The organism is Thiogranum sp., from assembly GCF_058323355.1.
On the sequence record NZ_JBTTIO010000008.1, the window covers coordinates 1 to 17913 of the forward strand.

The window sequence follows — 17913 nt, forward strand, 5'->3', positions numbered from 1 at the left end:
CAGGGGCTGATTACGGCCAAGGGCAAGACCATGGTGGTGTTCGGCGCGCGTTAGCCCCTTACCTGTCATTCCGCGAAGACCGGGCTCCAGAACATATATTTGGGGTCAGAGTAAAAACCACTTTGTACATATATCGTTAACCACAAGTTTTTACTCTGACCCCAAACCTATTTACTCTGACCCCAAACCTACTATTCAGCTACTACGAAAGGTTCCTGTGTTGGCTGGTTGCCTTTCCTTCAACCCGTGGTGCAGCCGAGCATCGCAGCAAACCGTGGGGTGAAGGAGAGACAACCAGCCAACACTCCACCACCCCCGTCAGAAGAAGAGCTCCCGCAATCTGGCGCCGGGGTCTTTGGCCGTCATAAATGCCTCACCCACCAGGAAGGCATGTATATCAGCGGTGTGCATACGCTGCACATCGTCGGAGGTATGAATCCCGCTCTCTGTCACCAGTAAACGGTCTTCCGGAAAATCCTGCTTCAGTGCCAGGGTTGTACCCAGGCTGGTTTCAAAGGTCCGCAGGTTACGATTATTCACACCGATCAAGGGTGCGGGTGTCGCCAGTGCGCGCGCCATCTCTTCCGCATCATGGACTTCCACCAGGGCGTCCATACCGAGTTCACCCGCCAGCTCCAGCAACTCACGTAAAGCCGTATCGTCAAGGGCCGCAACGATCAGCAGGATACAGTCTGCGCCCAGCACCCGGGCTTCCCACACCTGCCAGGGATCGATCACGAAGTCCTTGCGCAGCACCGGCAACTGGCAGGCTGCACGCGCCTGTTGCAGGTAGGCGTCGGCGCCCTGAAAGAAATCGATATCGGTCAGTACCGACAGGCAACTTGCCCCGCCCTGTTCATAACTGGCAGCGATCTCTGCGGGGATAAAATGTTCTCTCAATACACCCTTGCTGGGTGAAGCCTTCTTGATCTCGGCAATGACGGCGGCATCACCCGCGACGGCACGCCGGCGCAATGCCTTCAGAAACCCCCTTGGCGCATCCGCGCTTGCGACCTGTTCACGCAAGCGCTGCAACGGAACCTGTGCACGGCGTTCGGCAATTTCCTCTGTTTTGCGCTGGAGGATTTTTTTCAGGATGTCGGGGGTATCTGACATTTGGGATATTCCGGGATTTTTTTTAGCTACAGAAGATCACATTACGACGCGAAGGCATTACTGACTTCGATGAGCCGGGCAAAGGTCTGTTTTGCAGCGCCCGAGGCAATGCTCTCAAGCGCCTTGTTCACGCCGTCAGCAAGGCTGTCGGCGAGACCGGCGACATAAATGGCGGCACCGGCATTCAGAACCACGATATCGCGTGCCGGGCCGGGTGTGTTATCAAACACCTTCCCGATCAGCGCCAGGCTTTCCTGTGCGTCCTTCACGGCCAGTGCCGATACGTCGGCTGTCTGCATACCAAACTGCGAAGGTTCGACACGGTAACAGTTCACCTTGCCGTCTTTCAGCTCCGCGACCTGCGTTGCCGAGCCAATACTGATCTCATCCAGCCCGTCATCGGCGTGCACCACCAGCACATGCCGGCTGCCAAGTTTACCCAGCACCTGTGCCAGCGGCTCGATCCAGTCGGCGCTGAACACACCGAGCACCTGGTTGGGCGCGCCGGCCGGGTTGGTGAGCGGGCCGAGCAGGTTGAACAGGGTGCGCACACCCATTTCCTTGCGCGGGCCAATGGCGTGCTTCATGGCGCTGTGGTGTCTGGGGGCGAACAGGAATCCCACACCGACCCTGTCCACGCATTGCACAACCTGCTCCGGCGTGAGGTCGAGGTTGACGCCTGCGGCTTCCAGCACATCGGCGCTGCCGCAACTGGATGACACGGAACGGTTACCGTGCTTGGCAACCTGTGCACCGGCCGCCGCGGTCACCATGGCGCTGGCGGTGGAAATATTGAAGGTCGAGGCACCGTCACCACCAGTACCACAGGTATCAACCAGGTGATCACCCCTGACCGGAACCGGCGTCGCCAGTTCACGCATGACCTTTGCCGCAGCGGCGATCTCGTCAACGGTTTCACCTTTCATGCGCAGCCCGATCAGAAAACCACCGATCTGCGCCGGCGTGGCCTGACCGGTCATGATCAATTGCATGACATCGTGCATGTCATCTGCGCCCAGATCCCGACGTTCAGTGACACAGCGAATCGCTGTCTGCATGTCCATCATCAACCCTCCAGGAAGTTTTTCAGCATGTCATGGCCGTGCTCGGTCAGGATCGACTCGGGGTGGAACTGCACCCCCTCGACCGGCAACTCACGGTGCCGCACGCCCATGATTTCATCGATTTCACCCTCGGGGCTGCCGGTCCAGGCCGTCACTTCCAGGCAATCCGGCAGGCTGTCCTTTTCGATCACCAGCGAATGATAACGGGTGGCCTCCAGCGGGTTTGACAGGCCACGGAACACACCTTCATCACGGTGATAAATCATCGATGTCTTGCCGTGCATGATTTCACTGGCGTGCACAATGCGGCCGCCAAACGCCTGGCCAATACTCTGGTGCCCCAGGCACACACCCAGAATCGGAACACGCCCGGCAAAGGTTTTGATGGTTTCCACCGACACACCCGCCTCGTTGGGCGTACAGGGACCGGGGGAAATCACAATCTTCTCCGGCGCCAGCTTTTCAATCTCCTGCACGCTGATCCGGTCGTTGCGGTACACGCGCACGTCCGCGCCCAGTTCACCGAAGTACTGCACCAGGTTATAGGTGAAGGAGTCGTAGTTGTCGATCATCAGCAGCATCAGTCCTGCGCCCCCTTGCAGTGATTACCGTCCAGCCCGGCCTGCGCCTGCGCCACCGCGCGGAAAATGGCCCGCCCCTTGTTCATGGTCTCGGCCCATTCGTTGGCCGGCACCGAGTCGGCGACAATACCGGCGCCGGCCTGGATGTGCAGCACCTCGTCCTTGATCACGGCAGTGCGGATGGCAATGGCGGTATCCATGTTCCCGGACCACGACAGGTAACCCACAGCGCCGGCATACACGCCGCGCTTGACCGGTTCCAGTTCGTCGATGATTTCCATGGCACGAATCTTCGGTGCGCCGCTCACGGTGCCGGCCGGGAAAGTGGCGCGCAGTACATCGATTGCCGACAGGCCGGGACGAATGCGCCCGGTAACGTTGGAAACGATATGCATGACGTGTGAGTAACGCTCGATAATCATTTTGTCAGTCAGTTCGATACTGCCGATCTCGCTAACGCGGCCGGCATCATTGCGTCCCAGGTCAATCAGCATCAGGTGCTCGGCAAGCTCCTTGGGATCGGCCAGTAACTCTTTCTCCAGCGCCTTGTCCTCGGCTTCCGTGGCACCGCGTGGACGCGTGCCGGCTATCGGCCGCACGGTAACCACATCGTCTTCGAGGCGCACCAGGATTTCCGGCGACGAACCGACGATATGAAAATCATCCAGATCGAGAAAAAACATGTAGGGCGACGGGTTCAGGCCGCGCAGCGCGCGGTACAGATCCAGCGGTGGCGCATGGAAGGGTATCGACAAGCGTTGCGACAACACTACCTGCATGGCGTCACCCTCGACGATGTATTCCTTTACCCGCTCCACCGCAGACTCGAAGCCCTCGCGCGTGAAACCGGAAACAAAATCGTCTTCCGACACTTCACACGGATTCGGCAGGGCGCCGGGGATTTTTACCGGCTGGCAGAGGCGGGTCATCAGCACATCGAGGCGATGCTGACCATAAGCCCATGCGTCGTCGTGAGCAGTATCGACGTGAACCACCATGAGCAGCTTGCCGGCCAGGTTGTCGAACACCACCACCTCGTCAGACACCATCAACAGGATGTCAGGGGTCTGCAGCGTGTCTGGATTGGCACCCCCCTTCAGCCGCGGCTCGATATAGCGCACGGTGTCGTAACCAAAATACCCCACCAGCCCACCGCCAAAGCGAGGCAGACCTTCAGGATCGGGCGCGCGATAGCGCTGCTGAAAGTCCTCGACCCACTGCAACGGATCATCGCGATGGACTTCCTCGACCAGTTCCCCCTCGGTCCGCACCTCGATACGCTGGCCGTAGACACGCACAACCGTGCTGCAAGGCATACCGATAATCGAGTAGCGCCCCCATTTCTCACCGCCCTGCACAGACTCGAATAAATAGGAATACGGCCCGCTGGCAAGCTTCAGGTAGGTACTTAGAGGGGTATCGAGGTCGGCCAGCACCTCGCGCATTACCGGGATACGGTTGTATCCCTCGCTGGCCAGTTGTTCGAATTGTTCAGGAGTCATGGTTCTCACCGTTGAGACATTGTTGATACACGAAGGCAGTTACAGACAGTGGATCAATGCCACCATCGTTCCTCCCGCTCATGCATTCGTGTCTCTACGGTGATCATCATGCGGCCTGTTCGAGTTCGCCTTTCAGCTGCGCCAGGGTTTCGATAACAAGGTCGGGTTCCGCCACGCGAATGTCCTCGCCATGGTTATAACCGTACGGCATGCAGACAATCTGGAAGCCTGCCGCGCGTGCGGCTTTTACATCACTGATCGAATCGCCGACCATCAGTGACCGTTCAGGACTTACCTTAAAGAATTCCGCCGCGTGCAGCAACGGGGCCGGGTGCGGTTTCCTGTGTTCCAGCGTGTCACCGCTGACCACGATACCGAAATAGTCGTAGATTCCCAGATCCTTCAGCAGCGGCAGAGTGAACTGCGCGGCCTTGTTGGTCACGCAACCCAGCGGGTAGCCCGCCGCACGCAGGTAATCCAGGCCTTCCTTGACACCGGGGTACAGCACGGAACGTTTCGACGTATTCTCCGCGTACAGGTCGAGAAACACCGGGTAGGCTTTTTCAAACGCGGCATCATCCGGCTCGCCGTCCAGTTGCCCGATCAGCGCGCGGCGCACCAGGCGTTCCACACCATTACCCACCCAGTCGCGTACCCGGGTTTCACCCCAGGGCTCGCGACCCAGCTGTTTCATCATTTCATCGACGCAAAATGCCAGGTCCGGCACGCTGTCGACCAGCGTGCCGTCCACATCGATGAGGATCATTTCCGGTTTGCGAATCGACATTCAGCCAGCCTTTGCCAGTTCGTCGCGCATGGCCTGGACGACGCTGTTGTATACATTCGCGTCACTGTCGCTGGCGGCGCCAAAGATAGCGGAACCGGCCACAAAGGTATCTGCGCCCGCTTCGGCAATTTCACGGATGTTGTCGACCTTCACCCCGCCATCAATTTCAAGACGGATATCACGGCCAGAGGCATCGATGATCTTGCGTGCTTCACGCAGCTTGTCGAGGGTGGCCGGGATGAAGCTCTGGCCGCCGAAGCCCGGGTTGACGGACATCAGCAGCACCATGTCGACCTTGTCCATCACGTAGGTCAGGTAGTCCAGCGGTGTGGCCGGGTTGAACACCAGCCCGGCCTTGCAACCTTCATTCCTGATCAGCTGCAGGCTGCGGTCGATATGCTCGCTGGCTTCCGGGTGGAAGGTGATATAGCTGGCGCCCGCTTTGGCAAAATCCGGGATAATACGATCCACCGGCTTGACCATCAGGTGAACGTCGATCTCGGCGCTAACGCCGTGCTTGCGCAGGGCTTCACAGACCAGCGGACCGATGGTCAGGTTGGGAACATAATGGTTGTCCATCACATCGAAATGAACAATGTCGGCCCCGGACTTGAGGACGTTATCCACTTCCTCACCCAACCGGGCGAAGTCGGCTGACAAAATAGACGGTGCGATCTTGTAATCTGGCATAATCCGGGCCTCGTAAAGGTTATTGCGCTGGGAAATCAAGACCGCGCACTTTACCGGAACCGCGACACGATTTCAGCCCGTGCCGCCGGAACGCAAATCAAACCCTGCATCGGGAAGGGGTACTACGGTGTATCGCATGCTCAGAAAATCTCCGCTTCTCACATCAGGCCGGCGCAGGCCGGCATCCCGTGTACTGAAACCTGTGGCTGCCGATCTGCGCCGGCATGATGCAGGAGCAAGCCCTCAGGGTTTCCTTAAGCTACTGGCACTGCTTGCCTTTTTCATGCAACTGGCAACACCCTGCTCAGCTGCCTCGGACCAGGCCAAGGAAAAACGCTGGGCCGAGCAGATCACTGACAGCCTGATGGACGGAGAAGTCTGTGAGCTGGACGCCGCCGGCACACAATTCATGGGGTTGTTCACCAAAGCCAGCGGGCATTCAACCGGGCGCGCCGTCATCATCGTCCACGGCATGGGCGTTCACCCGGACTGGGCCGATGTTATCCACCCACTGCGCGTCGGGCTGGCCGAACACGGCTGGTCTACCCTGTCTATCCAGATGCCGGTGCTGCCCAATGATGCCACGCTCAAGGACTATGTCCCGCTGTTCGACGAGGTAACACCGCGCATCGATGCGGCCGTCGACATGCTGCGCAAGCGCGGCAACAAAAAAGTCATCCTCATTGGCCACAGCCTTGGCGCCACCATGTCTGCCTGGTATCTCGCCAACAAGAAAAAACCCGGCGTGGAAGGTGTCGTGTTCATTGGCATCGGCAGTTCGGAACTTGACGAAAAAACCAACAGTGTCCTGTCGTTTGGCAAACTGACCCTGCCGATACTGGATATCTACGGCAGCCGCGACCTCGACAGCGTACTGTCGACGACCGCAGCGCGTCGATCAGCTGCATTGCAGGCCGGAAACGCATATTACCGACAGATTGAAATTGAAGGCGCCGATCATTTCTTCACCGGCATGCAGGACACGCTGGTGCGACGCGTCTACGGCTGGCTGCGTGCCAATTTTGTGAAAAAGAAGCATAAGCCGTTATGAACCTGCACAGCATCGCCATCAGCCTGCATGTCCTTTCCGCCGTCCTCTGGGTCGGCGGCATGTTCTTCGCCCACCAGGTACTGCGGCCGGTTGCCGCGCAGCAACTTGAACCGCCACAGCGCCTGAAACTCTGGGCACAGGTCTTCAGTCGATTCTTCCCGTGGGTGTGGACATTTGTCATCCTGCTACCGGTTACCGGCTACTGGATGGCATTCAAGGTGTTCGGTGGCCTGAACGCCGTTGGCTTGTATATCCACATCATGCAGGGGCTCGGCTGGTTGATGATTCTGCTCTACCTGCACCTGTACTTCGTTCCCTTCCGCCGACTGAAGGAGGCTGTGATTACCGGGCAATGGCCGGAAGCCGGGAAACAGCTGAACCAGATTCGTCAGATCGTGGGAACCAATCTGTTGCTGGGTATTGTGGTGATTGCCGTGGCCGCAGGAGGACGATTTATCCAGTAAAGGTCTGATTCATTCGTCATTCCGCAGGCCGGAATGACGATTTCGAATTAATCAGAGCCTCCCTGGTGACTGCGGGCTTTTTTGATCGTGTCGTAAGCCCTGCGAATTTCCTGGCTCTTCTCCGTCGCCAGCTTGATCATTTCCTCGGGCAGTCCCTTTGATACCAGCTTGTCGGGGTGGTGCTGGTTCATCAGCCGACGATAGGCCTTCTTGACCTCTGCATCACTGGCCGTTTCGTCGACACCCAGAATCTCGTAGGCCTCGCGCAGAACATCACGCGGTGATACACCTTCTGCACCGCCTCCGGCAAAGTGCCGTGCATTGCGCACCATCGCCTCGATATGCTGAAACACCTGTTGCGAGAAACCCAGCGACACCCGCACCTGTTCCAGCACCTGACGTTCGCTGGCATGCAAATCACCATCGGCATAGGCGGCGTGCATCAGAATCTCAACGAACATCTGCATCAGGTTGCGGCGGCGGTGACACTCCTGCCGGAACTGCTGCAACACATCTTCAAGCGGAAAGTCCGGCTGCTTGCCCTGGTTGAAGAGATTGATGGCAATCTTGCGGCGTTCCTCATCAAGGTTGAACTGCTGCATGATCTGCCGCGCCAGATCGATCTCACTTTTCGATACTTTTCCGTCCGCCTTGGCGAGGTGGCCCATCACGGAGAACACCGTGGTAAAAAACACCGTCTGCACACGTTCCTGCGCACCCGGTGCAAAGTCTTCAGCGACCCGACCCAGCCCCTTGTCGAAATTGTGTCCGAAGGCGGCACCGATCAGCGCACCCAGCGGGCCACCCAGCATGAAACCGAAAGCACCACCCAGCAATTTGCCCCACCAGCTCATGCGTTCACCTCCTTTGCATTGCCCGTGGCGACATAGTGGCCGATGGCCTGCACAATCCGGTTGCACAGATCCTGTGCATCGTCGGCATCACCACAATCCACATCCGGGAAAGCCAGAAGTTCGACGCCCCGGGCAAGGGCCGCGGACTGATCGAGCTTCCGGCATGCCTCGCCCGCCGTCACCAGTAAACTCAAACGATGCATTTTTTCCAGTAATTCTCCCGAGATAGCCGACGACAGTGCCACTACGACATTCGCCCGCCAGCAGCGTTCCTGGATACCTTCGGCATCCAGCCCCGGGTACTCCTCCCAGCCATATTGGGGGATTTCCAGCGGCGGAAATTCGACACCCCTTGCCAGCTGCCCGGCATCCACCACCACAATCTTCACACGCATAATCTGTCCTCGAACAGCGTCAAATTTCTCTCGTTGCAAACCCGTTTTTATGGGCATATAAGTAAATCAGGGATGCAGCCGGTTCGGCAATCACCCGAACCAGGCACTCCCGGCTGACAACCCGCACAGGACACCAAGTATCAGCAGTTTGAGCAAGGAGGTAAACCGTCATGACATTACAGCCTTCACCGAGGATCGGCGATTGGTACAAATCCACTGCAGGTGACGCGTTCGAGGTCGTTGCCCGCGACGATGATGACGAGACACTGGAACTCCAGTATTACGACGGCACCATCGAGGAACTCGATCACGAAACCTGGGAAACACTGCACCTGCAGCCGGTTGAACCGCCGGAAGACTGGAGCGGTTCCATGGATATTTCACCGGAAGACATGCAAGAGATTGATATATGGTCGGAAACTGAAGACTGGATGAGACAGATAGAACGCATGGACCAGCGTCTGGCCTGATTGTTTCAAAACGCAACTATACGGGTTGCAGCGGTCTAACCTTTCGACATATACGAACAATCCAGCCCGATCAGGGACAGGAGGTGCGAAATGCGACGCAGACTCTATTTCCTTTTACCCAGCGTGGCGCGTGCGCGGCAGGTTGTCGATGAGTTACTGCTTGCCCGCATCGATGACCACCATATTCACGTCCTGGCAAGAGATGACATCGCACTGGACGATCTGCCGAAGGCGAACCTGCTTCAGCGCAGTGACTTTATCCACGGCATTGAAATCGGCCTGAGCGTAGGCGGTGCGACGGGCGTGCTGGCCGGCCTTGTTGTCGTTGCCTTCCCACCCGGAGGGGTAGCCCTCGGTGGCTGGACAGTGCTGGTGAGTGCACTGGCAGGCGCACTGATCGGGGCCTGGCTGTCCAGCATGATTGCCACAGATGTCCCCAACAGCCAGTTGAAGGCATTTCAGGACGCCGTCGAACAAGGACAAATTCTGATGATGGTCGATGTTCCCAAAAACCGCGTGGAAGCCGTCACCAGGATGATCAGGCGACATCACCCCGAAGCAGACATGCACGGCATTGAACCGACCATCCCCGCCTTTCCCTGACACAACGCAATACACCTTCACAACGTGACGTGACGCCCTTCGGGGCGTCTTTTTTTATCCGTAGAGCCTCCTAAGCAGCTGGATTTGCGCACGAAAAAATCCGGTTCAATGTTTGTATTCCGGCGCCGATAGCATGTATGAAGGCTGGATCACCAGCCAGCATCATCGAGGGAGGTGGACCATGGCTTACATCATGGATATGGCAAGCGGAACGGAACACCCTGTGGAAGAACCGTCTTACAGTGTCGTGCGTAAATCCAGTCCCGGCGCCGGTGATACCCCTCAGCTGGATGAACACCCGCAACTTCAGCTCGCAATGATCGAAATACAGACGCAAGCCGAAACCCGGACAATTCCTGCCGCGTCACTCGAAGCATTGATCAAAACACTCGAAGACTGACAGACATTTCTGCGCGCGGCATCACTCGCCTGTCTGCTCGTCACGCATACAGACATCACTTCCCTGCAGCGAAATTCCGATAGACGTCAGTGACTGCCCCACACAGGGGCCTGCAACGCATTCACCACTCTCTATGCGAAACAGGGCGTCATGCGTCGCACACTGTATCCAGCAACGATCAAGGTCCAGGAACTGGTCCGGCACCCAGTCGAGCGGCCCGCCTGTGTGCGGGCATTGATTGAGGTAGGCATGGATTTCACCGCCTTTTCGCACCAGAAAAATATCCCTGATACCGGCTGACGTTGTCATACTGAAGCCCCGACTGCCTTCCTCGGGGATTGCTGACAGCTCACAGATTCTCAACCACTTCGCCATGCCTGGCAGGGTAGGCAGTCAGCCGCACTATTTCAAATACAAGGCACGCAACAGACGCTACATCAGTCTTCGCGCACAACGCGGAAACCGAGGTTGTCCAGACGGCTTTGCGCATCCACCCGGTCACGGCTGGCACTGCGCAGCTGGTCAGACGGGCTGCTGTAGGCACCACCACGCACTACCCGCTCGGTACACCCGCCGATTTCAACCGCACGACCATCCGCCGGTGCACGGCTGTAATTTGGTGTATAGCAGTCCTCAACCCATTCGCGCACATTGCCGGCCATGTCGTAGACACCCCAGGGATTCGCATCAAAACGACCAACAGGTGATGTCTGAATGCCACTATCGGCACTGCCACAATCAAAACAATTGGCCTGGTTGTTACCCACTTCATCGCCCCACCAGAAACGTGTCACTGTGCCCGAACGCGCCACAAACTCCCATTCCGCTTCGGTGGGCAGGCGATAGTGGCGCCCGGTCTGCGCAGACAACCACTGCGCATACGCCTGTGCGTCCTCCCAGCTGACATTGATCACCGGCCGTTGTGCACGCCCCCAACCCATGCTGTCGGGCACACGCCGACCTGTGGCGCGCGCAAATACTTCGTACTCGCTGAAGCGAGTCTCATGCGTGGCTATGGCGAAAGGCGCGAGCCGGACATCATGCTGCGGACGTTCATCAAACTCCTGCGAAACAGCACTGCTCCCCATCAGAAAATGATCGGCATGGAAACGCACCATGGCGGGCGCGGGACTGCCATCGCTGAGGCGATCCCGGAAGCGCCCGGCCGGCTGCTCGATAACCGCATCACTCTGCGCCTCCGGTACTGCGTCGACAGCGGGCTGTGAGGCTTCAGGCCCGCTCTCTTTATCCCGGGGTGCCGCCAGGGGCTCGTCCCGGGCGGCCGGCTCGACCGTTGCAGCAGGCCCTGAATCGGACTTCACTTCAGCGGCTACCTGTTTCGGTGTGTTGTCAGTATCACCGTCTACCGTCATCATCGAGGTTGCACGTTTGCCTTCCGACACCGGCAGGGGCAGGTCTGACGGAGCTGTGCCGGCCTGCCACCAGAACAAACCCGCGCCGGCAGCAATTCCCACAATCAATCCAGCCAGCAACCCTTTGATCAGGCCAGACTTCGGCGCTTCATGCACAGAAACAGGGGAGGATGCGCTAACCATCTCATCATCCAGTAACACGGCGGATTCGGGGACACTGTCCTCCTCGACCCGGGGCGTATCCGGCAACATGGGACTGGATGCATGGGGGTCGTTTTCGTCCAGTGAAGGAATCGCCCCTTCCACCATGACAGGCGCCGGCCCTTCGGCAGCCTGACTCAGCTGCAGCTTCAGTTGTTCAACTTCCTGGCGCAGACTTTCAACCTGCTCTTCCGCCTGGGCACGGAGGCGTACAGCCACCTCGACATTCTGCCTGGCCTGCTGCAACACCTCAGTTTCCACCGGGTCGCCCGCCTCATCCGACAGCATGCCTTCCAGACCCCGGCGCACTTCTGCCTCGGCCCGTAACTGATCGAGTTCGCGCTTCATGGCCTCAGCCGAGACAACCAGTTCATCACGCTCTGTCAGAACCGCATCCAGTTGTGCCTGCACCTCTTGCAGACGATTCGCAGCATCTTCTCCGGCTTCCAGTCGCTGCTGTGATTGCCGGCAGGTTTCGCGTAACTCCTCGAGTTCCTGGCTGATAACGGTGATGGCTTCCTGGTGACTGTTACGCTCCCGCTCTGATTCTTCCAGTGCCTCGCGCAATCCCTGCTGAATCCCCTGTTCGGTATTCAGCCGGATTTCCATTTCCTCATTCGCCAGACGATTGGCCTCCACCAGCTGCTGTTCCGCTTCCCGGGCACCCTGCTGCGCCAGCTTGAGCTGCTGTTCAAGCTGCTCGGCATGCGTCTGCACATCTTCAAGCTGGGCACTGCGTTCCCCCAGACTGACTTCAAGATCGTCGCGCAAGCGGACACTTTCGTTCAACTGCGCCTGTAACGCCTCAAGTTCGGCAGCAAGTCCCTCCGCCGAACCGTTGACAGCAGACTGCATCTCCTTGTGCAAGCGGTGAATTTCAGCTTCGTGGTCGTGACGCTCACACTCGCGCGCCTTTTCCATCTTGCGCAAACGATCAAGCAGCCGTTGTTGCTCACGCTTGAGGTTATCCACCTCGTATTGCGCCCGCGCCATGGCTTCACGCGCACTCCCGAGATCAGACTCGAATTCACGCTCGCGGGATACCAGTTGCTGCTGCAACTCGTCACGGACACGCTGTTCCGTTTCGTCGATCTGCTGCCTTGCCGCTTCAAGCGATTCGCTCAGCGCATGTTCGTTTTGCTGCGACTGTGCCAGTTGTTGTTCTATATCCGCCAGTTTTTCGGCAAGCGAATCATACTCGCCTGTCTGCACAGCCAGTTGCTGTTCGGATTCGCCGATACGTTCCTGTAACACCTGCAGTTGCTGTTCAAGACCTGCCTTCTCGGCCAGAAAACTGTCCTGCAATTGCCGGCGCTGTTCGTCTGCCTGCTGTTCCAGTGTTTCAAGCTGCCCGACCAGTCCCACCTCGCGCTCCGCAGCTTCCGAAACAGCTTTTTGCGCCTCGGAAAGCGCGCTTTCCATCTCGCTGCGGCTGGCGACTTCGGCTTCCAGCTCACGCCCCCGCTCCTCTATCTGCGCCTGCAGTGCGGCAACCTGTTCGCTGACTTCGCCCTGCTGACTATCCAGCTGTGCCTGCAACGCCTGCAGCTCGGCGCGGGCCTTTTCCAGATCCCGATTGGCCGCATCACGCTCACCCGCGACAGCGCTGGTACGTTGTCCCAGCTGCTGGTAATCCTCGCGCACCTGCTCAAGCTCCGACGCCAGTTGTGCGCACTGTTTTTCGAACTGTTCGCCGCTTTCAGCAACAGCGTCGCGGGTTTGCTGCGCCGCTTCCAGCTGCTTGAGCAATTCACTGTGCCTGGCTTGCGCGTCACTCAGATCGGCTTCCAGTGAATCGATACGCTGACGTAACGTCCTGGCTTCGGCCTGTAATTCAGTGCATGCCGCTTCACTGTCGCGTAACTTTTCAGTATCCGGGTGTGGCGTATCACCGGCATCATCGCGCGGCGCCGGGCGTTCATTTTCCTGCCTCTCCCTGTCGCTCTCGAAGGGGATAATTTCCGCATTCTGACCCGACGAAACCGCTGGCTGCGGGTCGCCCTCGCCCGCCATGACTTCGGCAGGGACATCCATCAGGCCATTTTTCAGCGTATAGACATCAAGACCGCGCTGGCTCAGGATAAAAGCCCCCGAAGCACTGCGACGGCCGGTATCACAACAAACGATATAGGCCTTGTCTGTGCTCAGGGTATCCGCCTGTTCCCTCAGCGCCGACAGCGGAAAATTGCGGCTGTCGCTGATGTGCTGATTATTGAATTCACCCGGCAAGCGTACATCCAGCCACTCGCCACCCTTGTCAACAAGCGCCCTGGCCTGTGTATAGTCGAGTTCGTGCACCAGGGGTTCGCGCAACAACTCATTGAAATCGTCCTTGGAAAGCCGCATGAGCGAGCCGTCTGTGAGCATGGTCACCGTGGCATTCCGGCGCGTACCGGACACCAGTGCCTCTTCACCAAAACAGGCGCCTTCGCCCAGTTCCGCCAGCAAGACTTCCTTGCCACGCGCTGAAGCCTTGCGACTGACAGCCATACGGCCGGATTTCACAATGTAGAAGTAGTCACCCTCCTCGTCCTGCCTGACCACCACATCGCCTGCGCGAACACCGACAGATTCAAGACGCATCAGTAACTGATGAATATTTGACGGCGGAAGCTGGAGAAATGCCTGCGACTGGAGGACGCGCGTCATCCAGTCACCATTCTCTTCGGCGCCAATTTCCACAACGTCGTAGCCGGATGATTCATCCCAGGTCAGCAATACATCGAGCAGACCCGAGTCGATGCGCGCAACCGTAACACTGCCCGATGCACGGGCAGAAAGCTGGCGCGGCTGCTTGTGAGCCAGCGGGTGGTGTGCCGCTTCAGAACCGCCAATAATGGAACCGACAACATTACGGCCGCCATCGATCAGCTCTATCTTGCCTTCCAGCACATAAACAGACTGCTGATCCCGGTCGCCCGCCTTGAATACATAGCGCCCGGACCGAATGGTTTCGATAACCGCTTTTCGGGAAATTTCGTCGAGGTGTACTGCTGACAATGCATTGAGGGGAACCAGATCCTTTAACGCCTTCTTGTCCAAGAGTTTTTTTGCCGCTCCCATGGTCTGCCTGTCATCCTGTCGTTGAAGTTACCGAAACCAAAACCTGCTTTCACGCAGCACTGCACGATGTACGTGGCGCACCCCCTGCTATCGGCACAAAACAGCGAAAACTTAGCCTGCCGAAGTCCCTGAAAATCGTGAAATTGCTCACGAATTCAGATGCATTGCGTCGCTCCGGAAGATTGGTACCATAACCCCTGCCATGCCCGGATCCATGTTCCCCACCCCCGATGCCGCCGAGAAGGCCTTCTATGAAGCCTTCGCCAATGCTGACCTGGCGGCGATGATGGCTGTCTGGGCAAAACGCGATTTTGTCGAATGCATTCACCCGATGGGGGACCGGGTACAGGGGTATGACGCCGTCGAACAAAACTGGCGTGAAATTTTTGAAGGTGGACTGCGTGTGCGGTTCAAACTTTCCGCGGTTCGCCGCACCCAGGACGCACTGATTGCTGTCCACATCCTCTATGAACACCTCAGTGCCGCCGGTGATGAAGGCAGCTGGTCACCGGTCGTCACCACCAATGTTTTTCAGCTGATCGATAACGGCTGGCGTATGACACATCACCATGCATCACCCTGCCCTGACGAGGATGACCGTGACACGCCTGCCGACACCGGCAACACCCCCCGACATCTCCACTAAAGCGGCAAACACAAAAGCCCGCTATTTTCCCTGCATCATGAATGCCATCTTCATTTGAGTCTGGAATAACAGGCATAAAATCACAAAAGGGGTTTCACTTTTTTTTCTTTGTGCTATGGTTGCGCCGTTAGTTCTCTGCCAACATTTTCAAAGGAGCACATTGAATGGCCGTAAAGAAAAAAGCTGCCAAGAAAACCGCCAAGAAAAAGGCTGCTGCCAGGGCGGTAAAGAAACCTACGACGAAGGCTGAAACATTCACTTACATTGCAGATAAAACCGGCCTGACAAAGAAAGATGTTGGCGCCGTTTTCGAATCGCTCACTGCACTCATCAAGCGCGACATCAAGCGTAATGGCCCGGGGGTTTACACCGTGCCTGGCCTGATGAAGATCAAGGTTGTCCGCAAACCTGCCACCAAGGCACGCAAGGGCGTTAACCCGTTCACCGGCGAAGCCATGACCTTCAAGGCCAAACCGGCGCGTAACGTGGTCAAGGTTCTTCCGTTGAAAGGTCTGAAAGATATGGTGTAATCAGGTAGTTACCTGAAAATTACGCGGGAAGCGTCTCCGTATCCGGACCCAACGGCCGGATACGGAGCACGGGAAGGATTCAGAAAAGGCAGCCTTCGGCTGCCTTTTTATTGCGCGTCCTGTACGCGGTGACGGGCCTGGATAAAAGCCTTGTGCGGGACATAGATCAGTTCTGAAATCTTGCGCACCAGCGCCTCCTCGTAGCGATCGATACGGCCGTCGGCAAAAGCAACCTGCCACAACATCTCCACCACACGCACCTTTTCTTCGGGTGAAAACCGTTGATTGATCAGCCGGGTAAACGGGTGAAGCGACACCGAATCTTCAGATTCCCGCTGGGCAAGCCGGGCCAGCTCGCGGGTCTCTTCCTTGCTCAGCGCAAAGGTCTTCTGCAAAACCCGCTCCAGCACCCTGCGCTCTTCTTCATGCGCTTCGAAATCGGCGCGTTGCATCTCGAACAGCAGGGCAGCCGTTGCCAGGCGCAGGCCATGCTCATCATGACTGCCCGTCGCTTCAGTATCGATGTGACTGCGAAAAAAATCCTGAATAGCGCGTAACATAACGTGTAGTCTAGCGGCTGCGCCGCCGCAGACCAATCACGGCGACAGCAGCCAACCATGGCAGGAAGGGATCAATGCGTTGAACATCCGCCAGCACACAGCCGCCACCCCCGCCGCCACCTCCGTCGCTAACAGTCTCACAACCCGTACCACCTGCCACCGATGCCGGGTCGGCGGCACCGGCCAGTGCCGCACTTGCATCCAGCATGCCTGCGCCACAACGCCTGGTGTCGCAGCTGCTATCCGCAAAATCCCGGGCCGTTGTACAAAGAATGTCCTTCACGGTAGCTGGCGCGAGCGCCCCGTTTACTGACAGCATCAGGGCTGCAACGGCAGAAACCTCGGCCGTCGTAAAGCTGGTTCCCTGAATGAAGGCAAGCGCATCGTTAGCAGGCGTTGTGGTCCCCTCGTTCCACAGGGTCAGCACGTCATCTGAACCGTTCGCGGCAGGCCCGTCGCCACCGGGTGCAACCAGATCCACTGCGTTACCGCGATTGGTATAGGACGCGATGCTGCCATCACGCGCCACAGCGCCCACGGTCACCACATTGGCGCAATTGGCCGGGCTGAAATTGGCTACGTCCAGCCCCTCATTGCCGGCCGCCACAACCACAACTGCGCCAGCAGCCACCGCATCATTGATCGCTGCCTGCTCCTGCTTTGTGCACGCGCCCTCACCCGCCAGGCTCAGATTGATTACGTCAGCCGGGTCGGGATTATCCGGCACCCCCGGCACCGGCAACCCGGCCGCCCAGCGAATCGCTTCGATAATATCGGACACAAATCCACCGCACTTGCCCAGTACACGTACGGGTAAAATCCGTGCAGCAAAATCGATACCTGCAATATTGCTGCTGTTATCCGATGTCGCCGCCATCACCCCGATAACAGACAACCCGTGCCATGAACTGTCCTGGTTGGCGGGCGGTTCACCCGCACCACATTCATTGGCCAGTACGGCATCGCCCGGGTCCGACGGGTCAGCATCCCTGCCGTCGCCGTCATTGGCCGTCGTGATATCGTCAATAAAGTCATAACCGGGCAGGATACGGGCCGCGTCCAGGTCAATATGCCCCAGAATGCCTGTATCCAGTACGGCGATCACAACGCCCGCCGCACCGGTATTCAGATCCCATGCCGCCGGCATACGGATGCCGGCGGTATCTTCAAACAGATGCCACTGCTTCACATACTGGGTATCGCTCGGCACCAGCGCCGGGTGCAGCCGCTTGTCGACCTGCACGGCCGCCACAGAAGGGTCCTGCCCCAGCTGCGCCACCAGCCGTTCGAGTTCTTCGGCACTGGTTCCATCCGGCAGCCGGACGACCATGCTGCCATCATGCAGAGAGCGCACATAGGAAAGCTGCCGCCCGTCAGGCAGATCCACACCCGCAACGGCCCCGCCCCGGTTGAGCGAGGCCGCTCTACGTATACCGCCGTCCTGCATCTGAATAATCAGCTGGTGGGTTAAAGGCTGCGGCGCAGGATTTTGCGCCTGCACCGTAACGCCGGCGAGACAGAAAGCCGCTGCCAGGCACGATAGAAGAGAATATTTGAACATGG

The 17913-nt window shown here is 58.1% G+C and carries 19 protein-coding genes; 7 read left to right on the forward strand and 12 right to left on the reverse strand.

The window, feature by feature from the left end; genetic code table 11:
• Window positions 1-318 precede the first annotated feature (318 nt).
• The 6 genes from trpC to rpe all read right to left on the reverse strand — a co-directional run bounded on the left by trpC (window position 319) and on the right by rpe (window position 5740).
• Window positions 319-1116, reverse strand: coding sequence for an indole-3-glycerol phosphate synthase TrpC (gene trpC, locus ACW81B_RS02080; protein ID WP_491578543.1), 798 nt, complete (start codon window positions 1114-1116; stop codon window positions 319-321).
• Between the two features lie 41 nt (window positions 1117-1157).
• Window positions 1158-2180, reverse strand: a complete 1023-nt coding sequence (gene trpD, locus ACW81B_RS02085; RefSeq protein ID WP_491578569.1) for an anthranilate phosphoribosyltransferase — start codon at window positions 2178-2180, stop codon at window positions 1158-1160.
• Between the two features lie 2 nt (window positions 2181-2182).
• Entirely contained in the window at window positions 2183-2761 is a 579-nt protein-coding gene (locus tag ACW81B_RS02090; RefSeq protein WP_491578544.1) for an anthranilate synthase component II, read from the reverse strand.
• Window positions 2761-4263, reverse strand: a complete 1503-nt coding sequence (gene trpE, locus ACW81B_RS02095) for an anthranilate synthase component I (RefSeq protein ID WP_491578545.1) — start codon at window positions 4261-4263, stop codon at window positions 2761-2763. The genes ACW81B_RS02090 and trpE overlap by 1 nt, the downstream gene beginning before the upstream one ends.
• A gap of 106 nt (window positions 4264-4369) precedes the next feature.
• On the reverse strand, window positions 4370-5050 hold the full coding sequence (locus ACW81B_RS02100; RefSeq protein WP_491578546.1) for a phosphoglycolate phosphatase: 681 nt from the start codon (window positions 5048-5050) through the stop codon (window positions 4370-4372).
• Complete coding sequence (rpe, locus tag ACW81B_RS02105) at window positions 5051-5740, reverse strand: ribulose-phosphate 3-epimerase (protein WP_491578547.1); 690 nt, start codon at window positions 5738-5740, stop codon at window positions 5051-5053.
• Between the two features lie 136 nt (window positions 5741-5876).
• Here rpe and ACW81B_RS02110 point away from each other — a divergent pair, with 136 nt between their 5' ends.
• Together ACW81B_RS02110 and ACW81B_RS02115 are read left to right on the forward strand one after the other, a co-directional pair.
• Window positions 5877-6791 carry an alpha/beta fold hydrolase gene (locus ACW81B_RS02110; protein ID WP_491578548.1) on the forward strand — a complete coding sequence of 305 codons (915 nt, stop codon included), beginning with the start codon at window positions 5877-5879 and terminating at the stop codon, window positions 6789-6791.
• Window positions 6788-7255: a CopD family protein gene (locus ACW81B_RS02115; RefSeq protein ID WP_491578549.1), complete on the forward strand. Its 468-nt coding sequence runs from the start codon at window positions 6788-6790 to the stop codon at window positions 7253-7255. Before ACW81B_RS02110 ends, ACW81B_RS02115 begins: the two co-directional genes overlap by 4 nt.
• 47 nt (window positions 7256-7302) lie before the next feature.
• Here ACW81B_RS02115 and djlA read toward each other — a convergent pair whose 3' ends face one another.
• Together djlA and ACW81B_RS02125 are read right to left on the reverse strand one after the other, a co-directional pair.
• On the reverse strand, window positions 7303-8109 hold the full coding sequence (gene djlA / locus ACW81B_RS02120; protein ID WP_491578550.1) for a co-chaperone DjlA: 807 nt from the start codon (window positions 8107-8109) through the stop codon (window positions 7303-7305).
• The gene (locus tag ACW81B_RS02125) at window positions 8106-8504 is read right to left on the reverse strand and encodes a hypothetical protein (protein ID WP_491578551.1); all 399 of its coding nucleotides are present in this window, start codon (window positions 8502-8504) and stop codon (window positions 8106-8108) included. The genes djlA and ACW81B_RS02125 overlap by 4 nt, the downstream gene beginning before the upstream one ends.
• A 170-nt stretch (window positions 8505-8674) precedes the next feature.
• Here ACW81B_RS02125 and ACW81B_RS02130 point away from each other — a divergent pair, with 170 nt between their 5' ends.
• The 3 genes from ACW81B_RS02130 (at window position 8675) to ACW81B_RS02140 (ending at window position 9977) form a co-directional block, all read left to right on the forward strand.
• Window positions 8675-8974, forward strand: a complete 300-nt coding sequence (locus ACW81B_RS02130; protein WP_491578552.1) for a DUF6763 family protein — start codon at window positions 8675-8677, stop codon at window positions 8972-8974.
• Between the two features lie 90 nt (window positions 8975-9064).
• Entirely contained in the window at window positions 9065-9577 is a 513-nt protein-coding gene (locus tag ACW81B_RS02135) for a DUF1269 domain-containing protein (protein ID WP_491578553.1), read from the forward strand.
• A gap of 181 nt (window positions 9578-9758) precedes the next feature.
• The gene (locus ACW81B_RS02140) at window positions 9759-9977 is read left to right on the forward strand and encodes a hypothetical protein (protein WP_491578554.1); all 219 of its coding nucleotides are present in this window, start codon (window positions 9759-9761) and stop codon (window positions 9975-9977) included.
• Between the two features lie 21 nt (window positions 9978-9998).
• On the opposite strand, the gene ACW81B_RS02145 is transcribed toward ACW81B_RS02140, so the two are convergent.
• Entirely contained in the window at window positions 9999-10352 is a 354-nt protein-coding gene (locus ACW81B_RS02145; protein ID WP_491578555.1) for a Rieske (2Fe-2S) protein, read from the reverse strand.
• Between the two features lie 62 nt (window positions 10353-10414).
• The gene (locus ACW81B_RS02150) at window positions 10415-14614 is read right to left on the reverse strand and encodes an SUMF1/EgtB/PvdO family nonheme iron enzyme (protein WP_491578556.1); all 4200 of its coding nucleotides are present in this window, start codon (window positions 14612-14614) and stop codon (window positions 10415-10417) included.
• 202 nt (window positions 14615-14816) lie between these two features.
• On the opposite strand from ACW81B_RS02150, the gene ACW81B_RS02155 reads away from it, so the two are divergent.
• Both ACW81B_RS02155 and ACW81B_RS02160 read left to right on the forward strand, forming a co-directional pair.
• Window positions 14817-15260, forward strand: coding sequence for a YybH family protein (locus ACW81B_RS02155; protein WP_491578557.1), 444 nt, complete (start codon window positions 14817-14819; stop codon window positions 15258-15260).
• Window positions 15261-15424: 164 nt separating this feature from the next.
• On the forward strand, window positions 15425-15790 hold the full coding sequence (locus tag ACW81B_RS02160) for an HU family DNA-binding protein (protein WP_491578558.1): 366 nt from the start codon (window positions 15425-15427) through the stop codon (window positions 15788-15790).
• 107 nt (window positions 15791-15897) lie between these two features.
• Here ACW81B_RS02160 and ACW81B_RS02165 read toward each other — a convergent pair whose 3' ends face one another.
• The gene (locus ACW81B_RS02165; RefSeq protein ID WP_491578559.1) at window positions 15898-16350 is read right to left on the reverse strand and encodes a tellurite resistance TerB family protein; all 453 of its coding nucleotides are present in this window, start codon (window positions 16348-16350) and stop codon (window positions 15898-15900) included.
• 10 nt (window positions 16351-16360) lie between these two features.
• Window positions 16361-17911, reverse strand: coding sequence for a S8 family peptidase (locus ACW81B_RS02170; RefSeq protein ID WP_491578560.1), 1551 nt, complete (start codon window positions 17909-17911; stop codon window positions 16361-16363).
• Window positions 17912-17913 lie beyond the last annotated feature (2 nt).

Excerpts from the sequence above, each read along its gene's own strand:
- trpC (WP_491578543.1), bottom strand. The coding sequence starts at position 1,116 with ATGTCAGATACCCCCGACATCCTGAAAAAAATCCTCCAGCGCAAAACA.
- trpD (WP_491578569.1), bottom strand. The coding sequence starts at position 2,180 with ATGGACATGCAGACAGCGATTCGCTGTGTCACTGAACGTCGGGATCTG.
- ACW81B_RS02090 (WP_491578544.1), bottom strand. The coding sequence starts at position 2,761 with ATGCTGCTGATGATCGACAACTACGACTCCTTCACCTATAACCTGGTG.
- trpE (WP_491578545.1), bottom strand. The coding sequence starts at position 4,263 with ATGACTCCTGAACAATTCGAACAACTGGCCAGCGAGGGATACAACCGT.
- ACW81B_RS02100 (WP_491578546.1), bottom strand. The coding sequence starts at position 5,050 with ATGTCGATTCGCAAACCGGAAATGATCCTCATCGATGTGGACGGCACG.
- rpe (WP_491578547.1), bottom strand. The coding sequence starts at position 5,740 with ATGCCAGATTACAAGATCGCACCGTCTATTTTGTCAGCCGACTTCGCC.
- ACW81B_RS02110 (WP_491578548.1), top strand. The coding sequence starts at position 5,877 with ATGCTCAGAAAATCTCCGCTTCTCACATCAGGCCGGCGCAGGCCGGCA.
- ACW81B_RS02115 (WP_491578549.1), top strand. The coding sequence starts at position 6,788 with ATGAACCTGCACAGCATCGCCATCAGCCTGCATGTCCTTTCCGCCGTC.
- djlA (WP_491578550.1), bottom strand. The coding sequence starts at position 8,109 with ATGAGCTGGTGGGGCAAATTGCTGGGTGGTGCTTTCGGTTTCATGCTG.
- ACW81B_RS02125 (WP_491578551.1), bottom strand. The coding sequence starts at position 8,504 with ATGCGTGTGAAGATTGTGGTGGTGGATGCCGGGCAGCTGGCAAGGGGT.
- ACW81B_RS02130 (WP_491578552.1), top strand. The coding sequence starts at position 8,675 with ATGACATTACAGCCTTCACCGAGGATCGGCGATTGGTACAAATCCACT.
- ACW81B_RS02135 (WP_491578553.1), top strand. The coding sequence starts at position 9,065 with ATGCGACGCAGACTCTATTTCCTTTTACCCAGCGTGGCGCGTGCGCGG.
- ACW81B_RS02140 (WP_491578554.1), top strand. The coding sequence starts at position 9,759 with ATGGCTTACATCATGGATATGGCAAGCGGAACGGAACACCCTGTGGAA.
- ACW81B_RS02145 (WP_491578555.1), bottom strand. The coding sequence starts at position 10,352 with ATGGCGAAGTGGTTGAGAATCTGTGAGCTGTCAGCAATCCCCGAGGAA.
- ACW81B_RS02150 (WP_491578556.1), bottom strand. The coding sequence starts at position 14,614 with ATGGGAGCGGCAAAAAAACTCTTGGACAAGAAGGCGTTAAAGGATCTG.
- ACW81B_RS02155 (WP_491578557.1), top strand. The coding sequence starts at position 14,817 with ATGCCCGGATCCATGTTCCCCACCCCCGATGCCGCCGAGAAGGCCTTC.
- ACW81B_RS02160 (WP_491578558.1), top strand. The coding sequence starts at position 15,425 with ATGGCCGTAAAGAAAAAAGCTGCCAAGAAAACCGCCAAGAAAAAGGCT.
- ACW81B_RS02165 (WP_491578559.1), bottom strand. The coding sequence starts at position 16,350 with ATGTTACGCGCTATTCAGGATTTTTTTCGCAGTCACATCGATACTGAA.
- ACW81B_RS02170 (WP_491578560.1), bottom strand. The coding sequence starts at position 17,911 with ATGTTCAAATATTCTCTTCTATCGTGCCTGGCAGCGGCTTTCTGTCTC.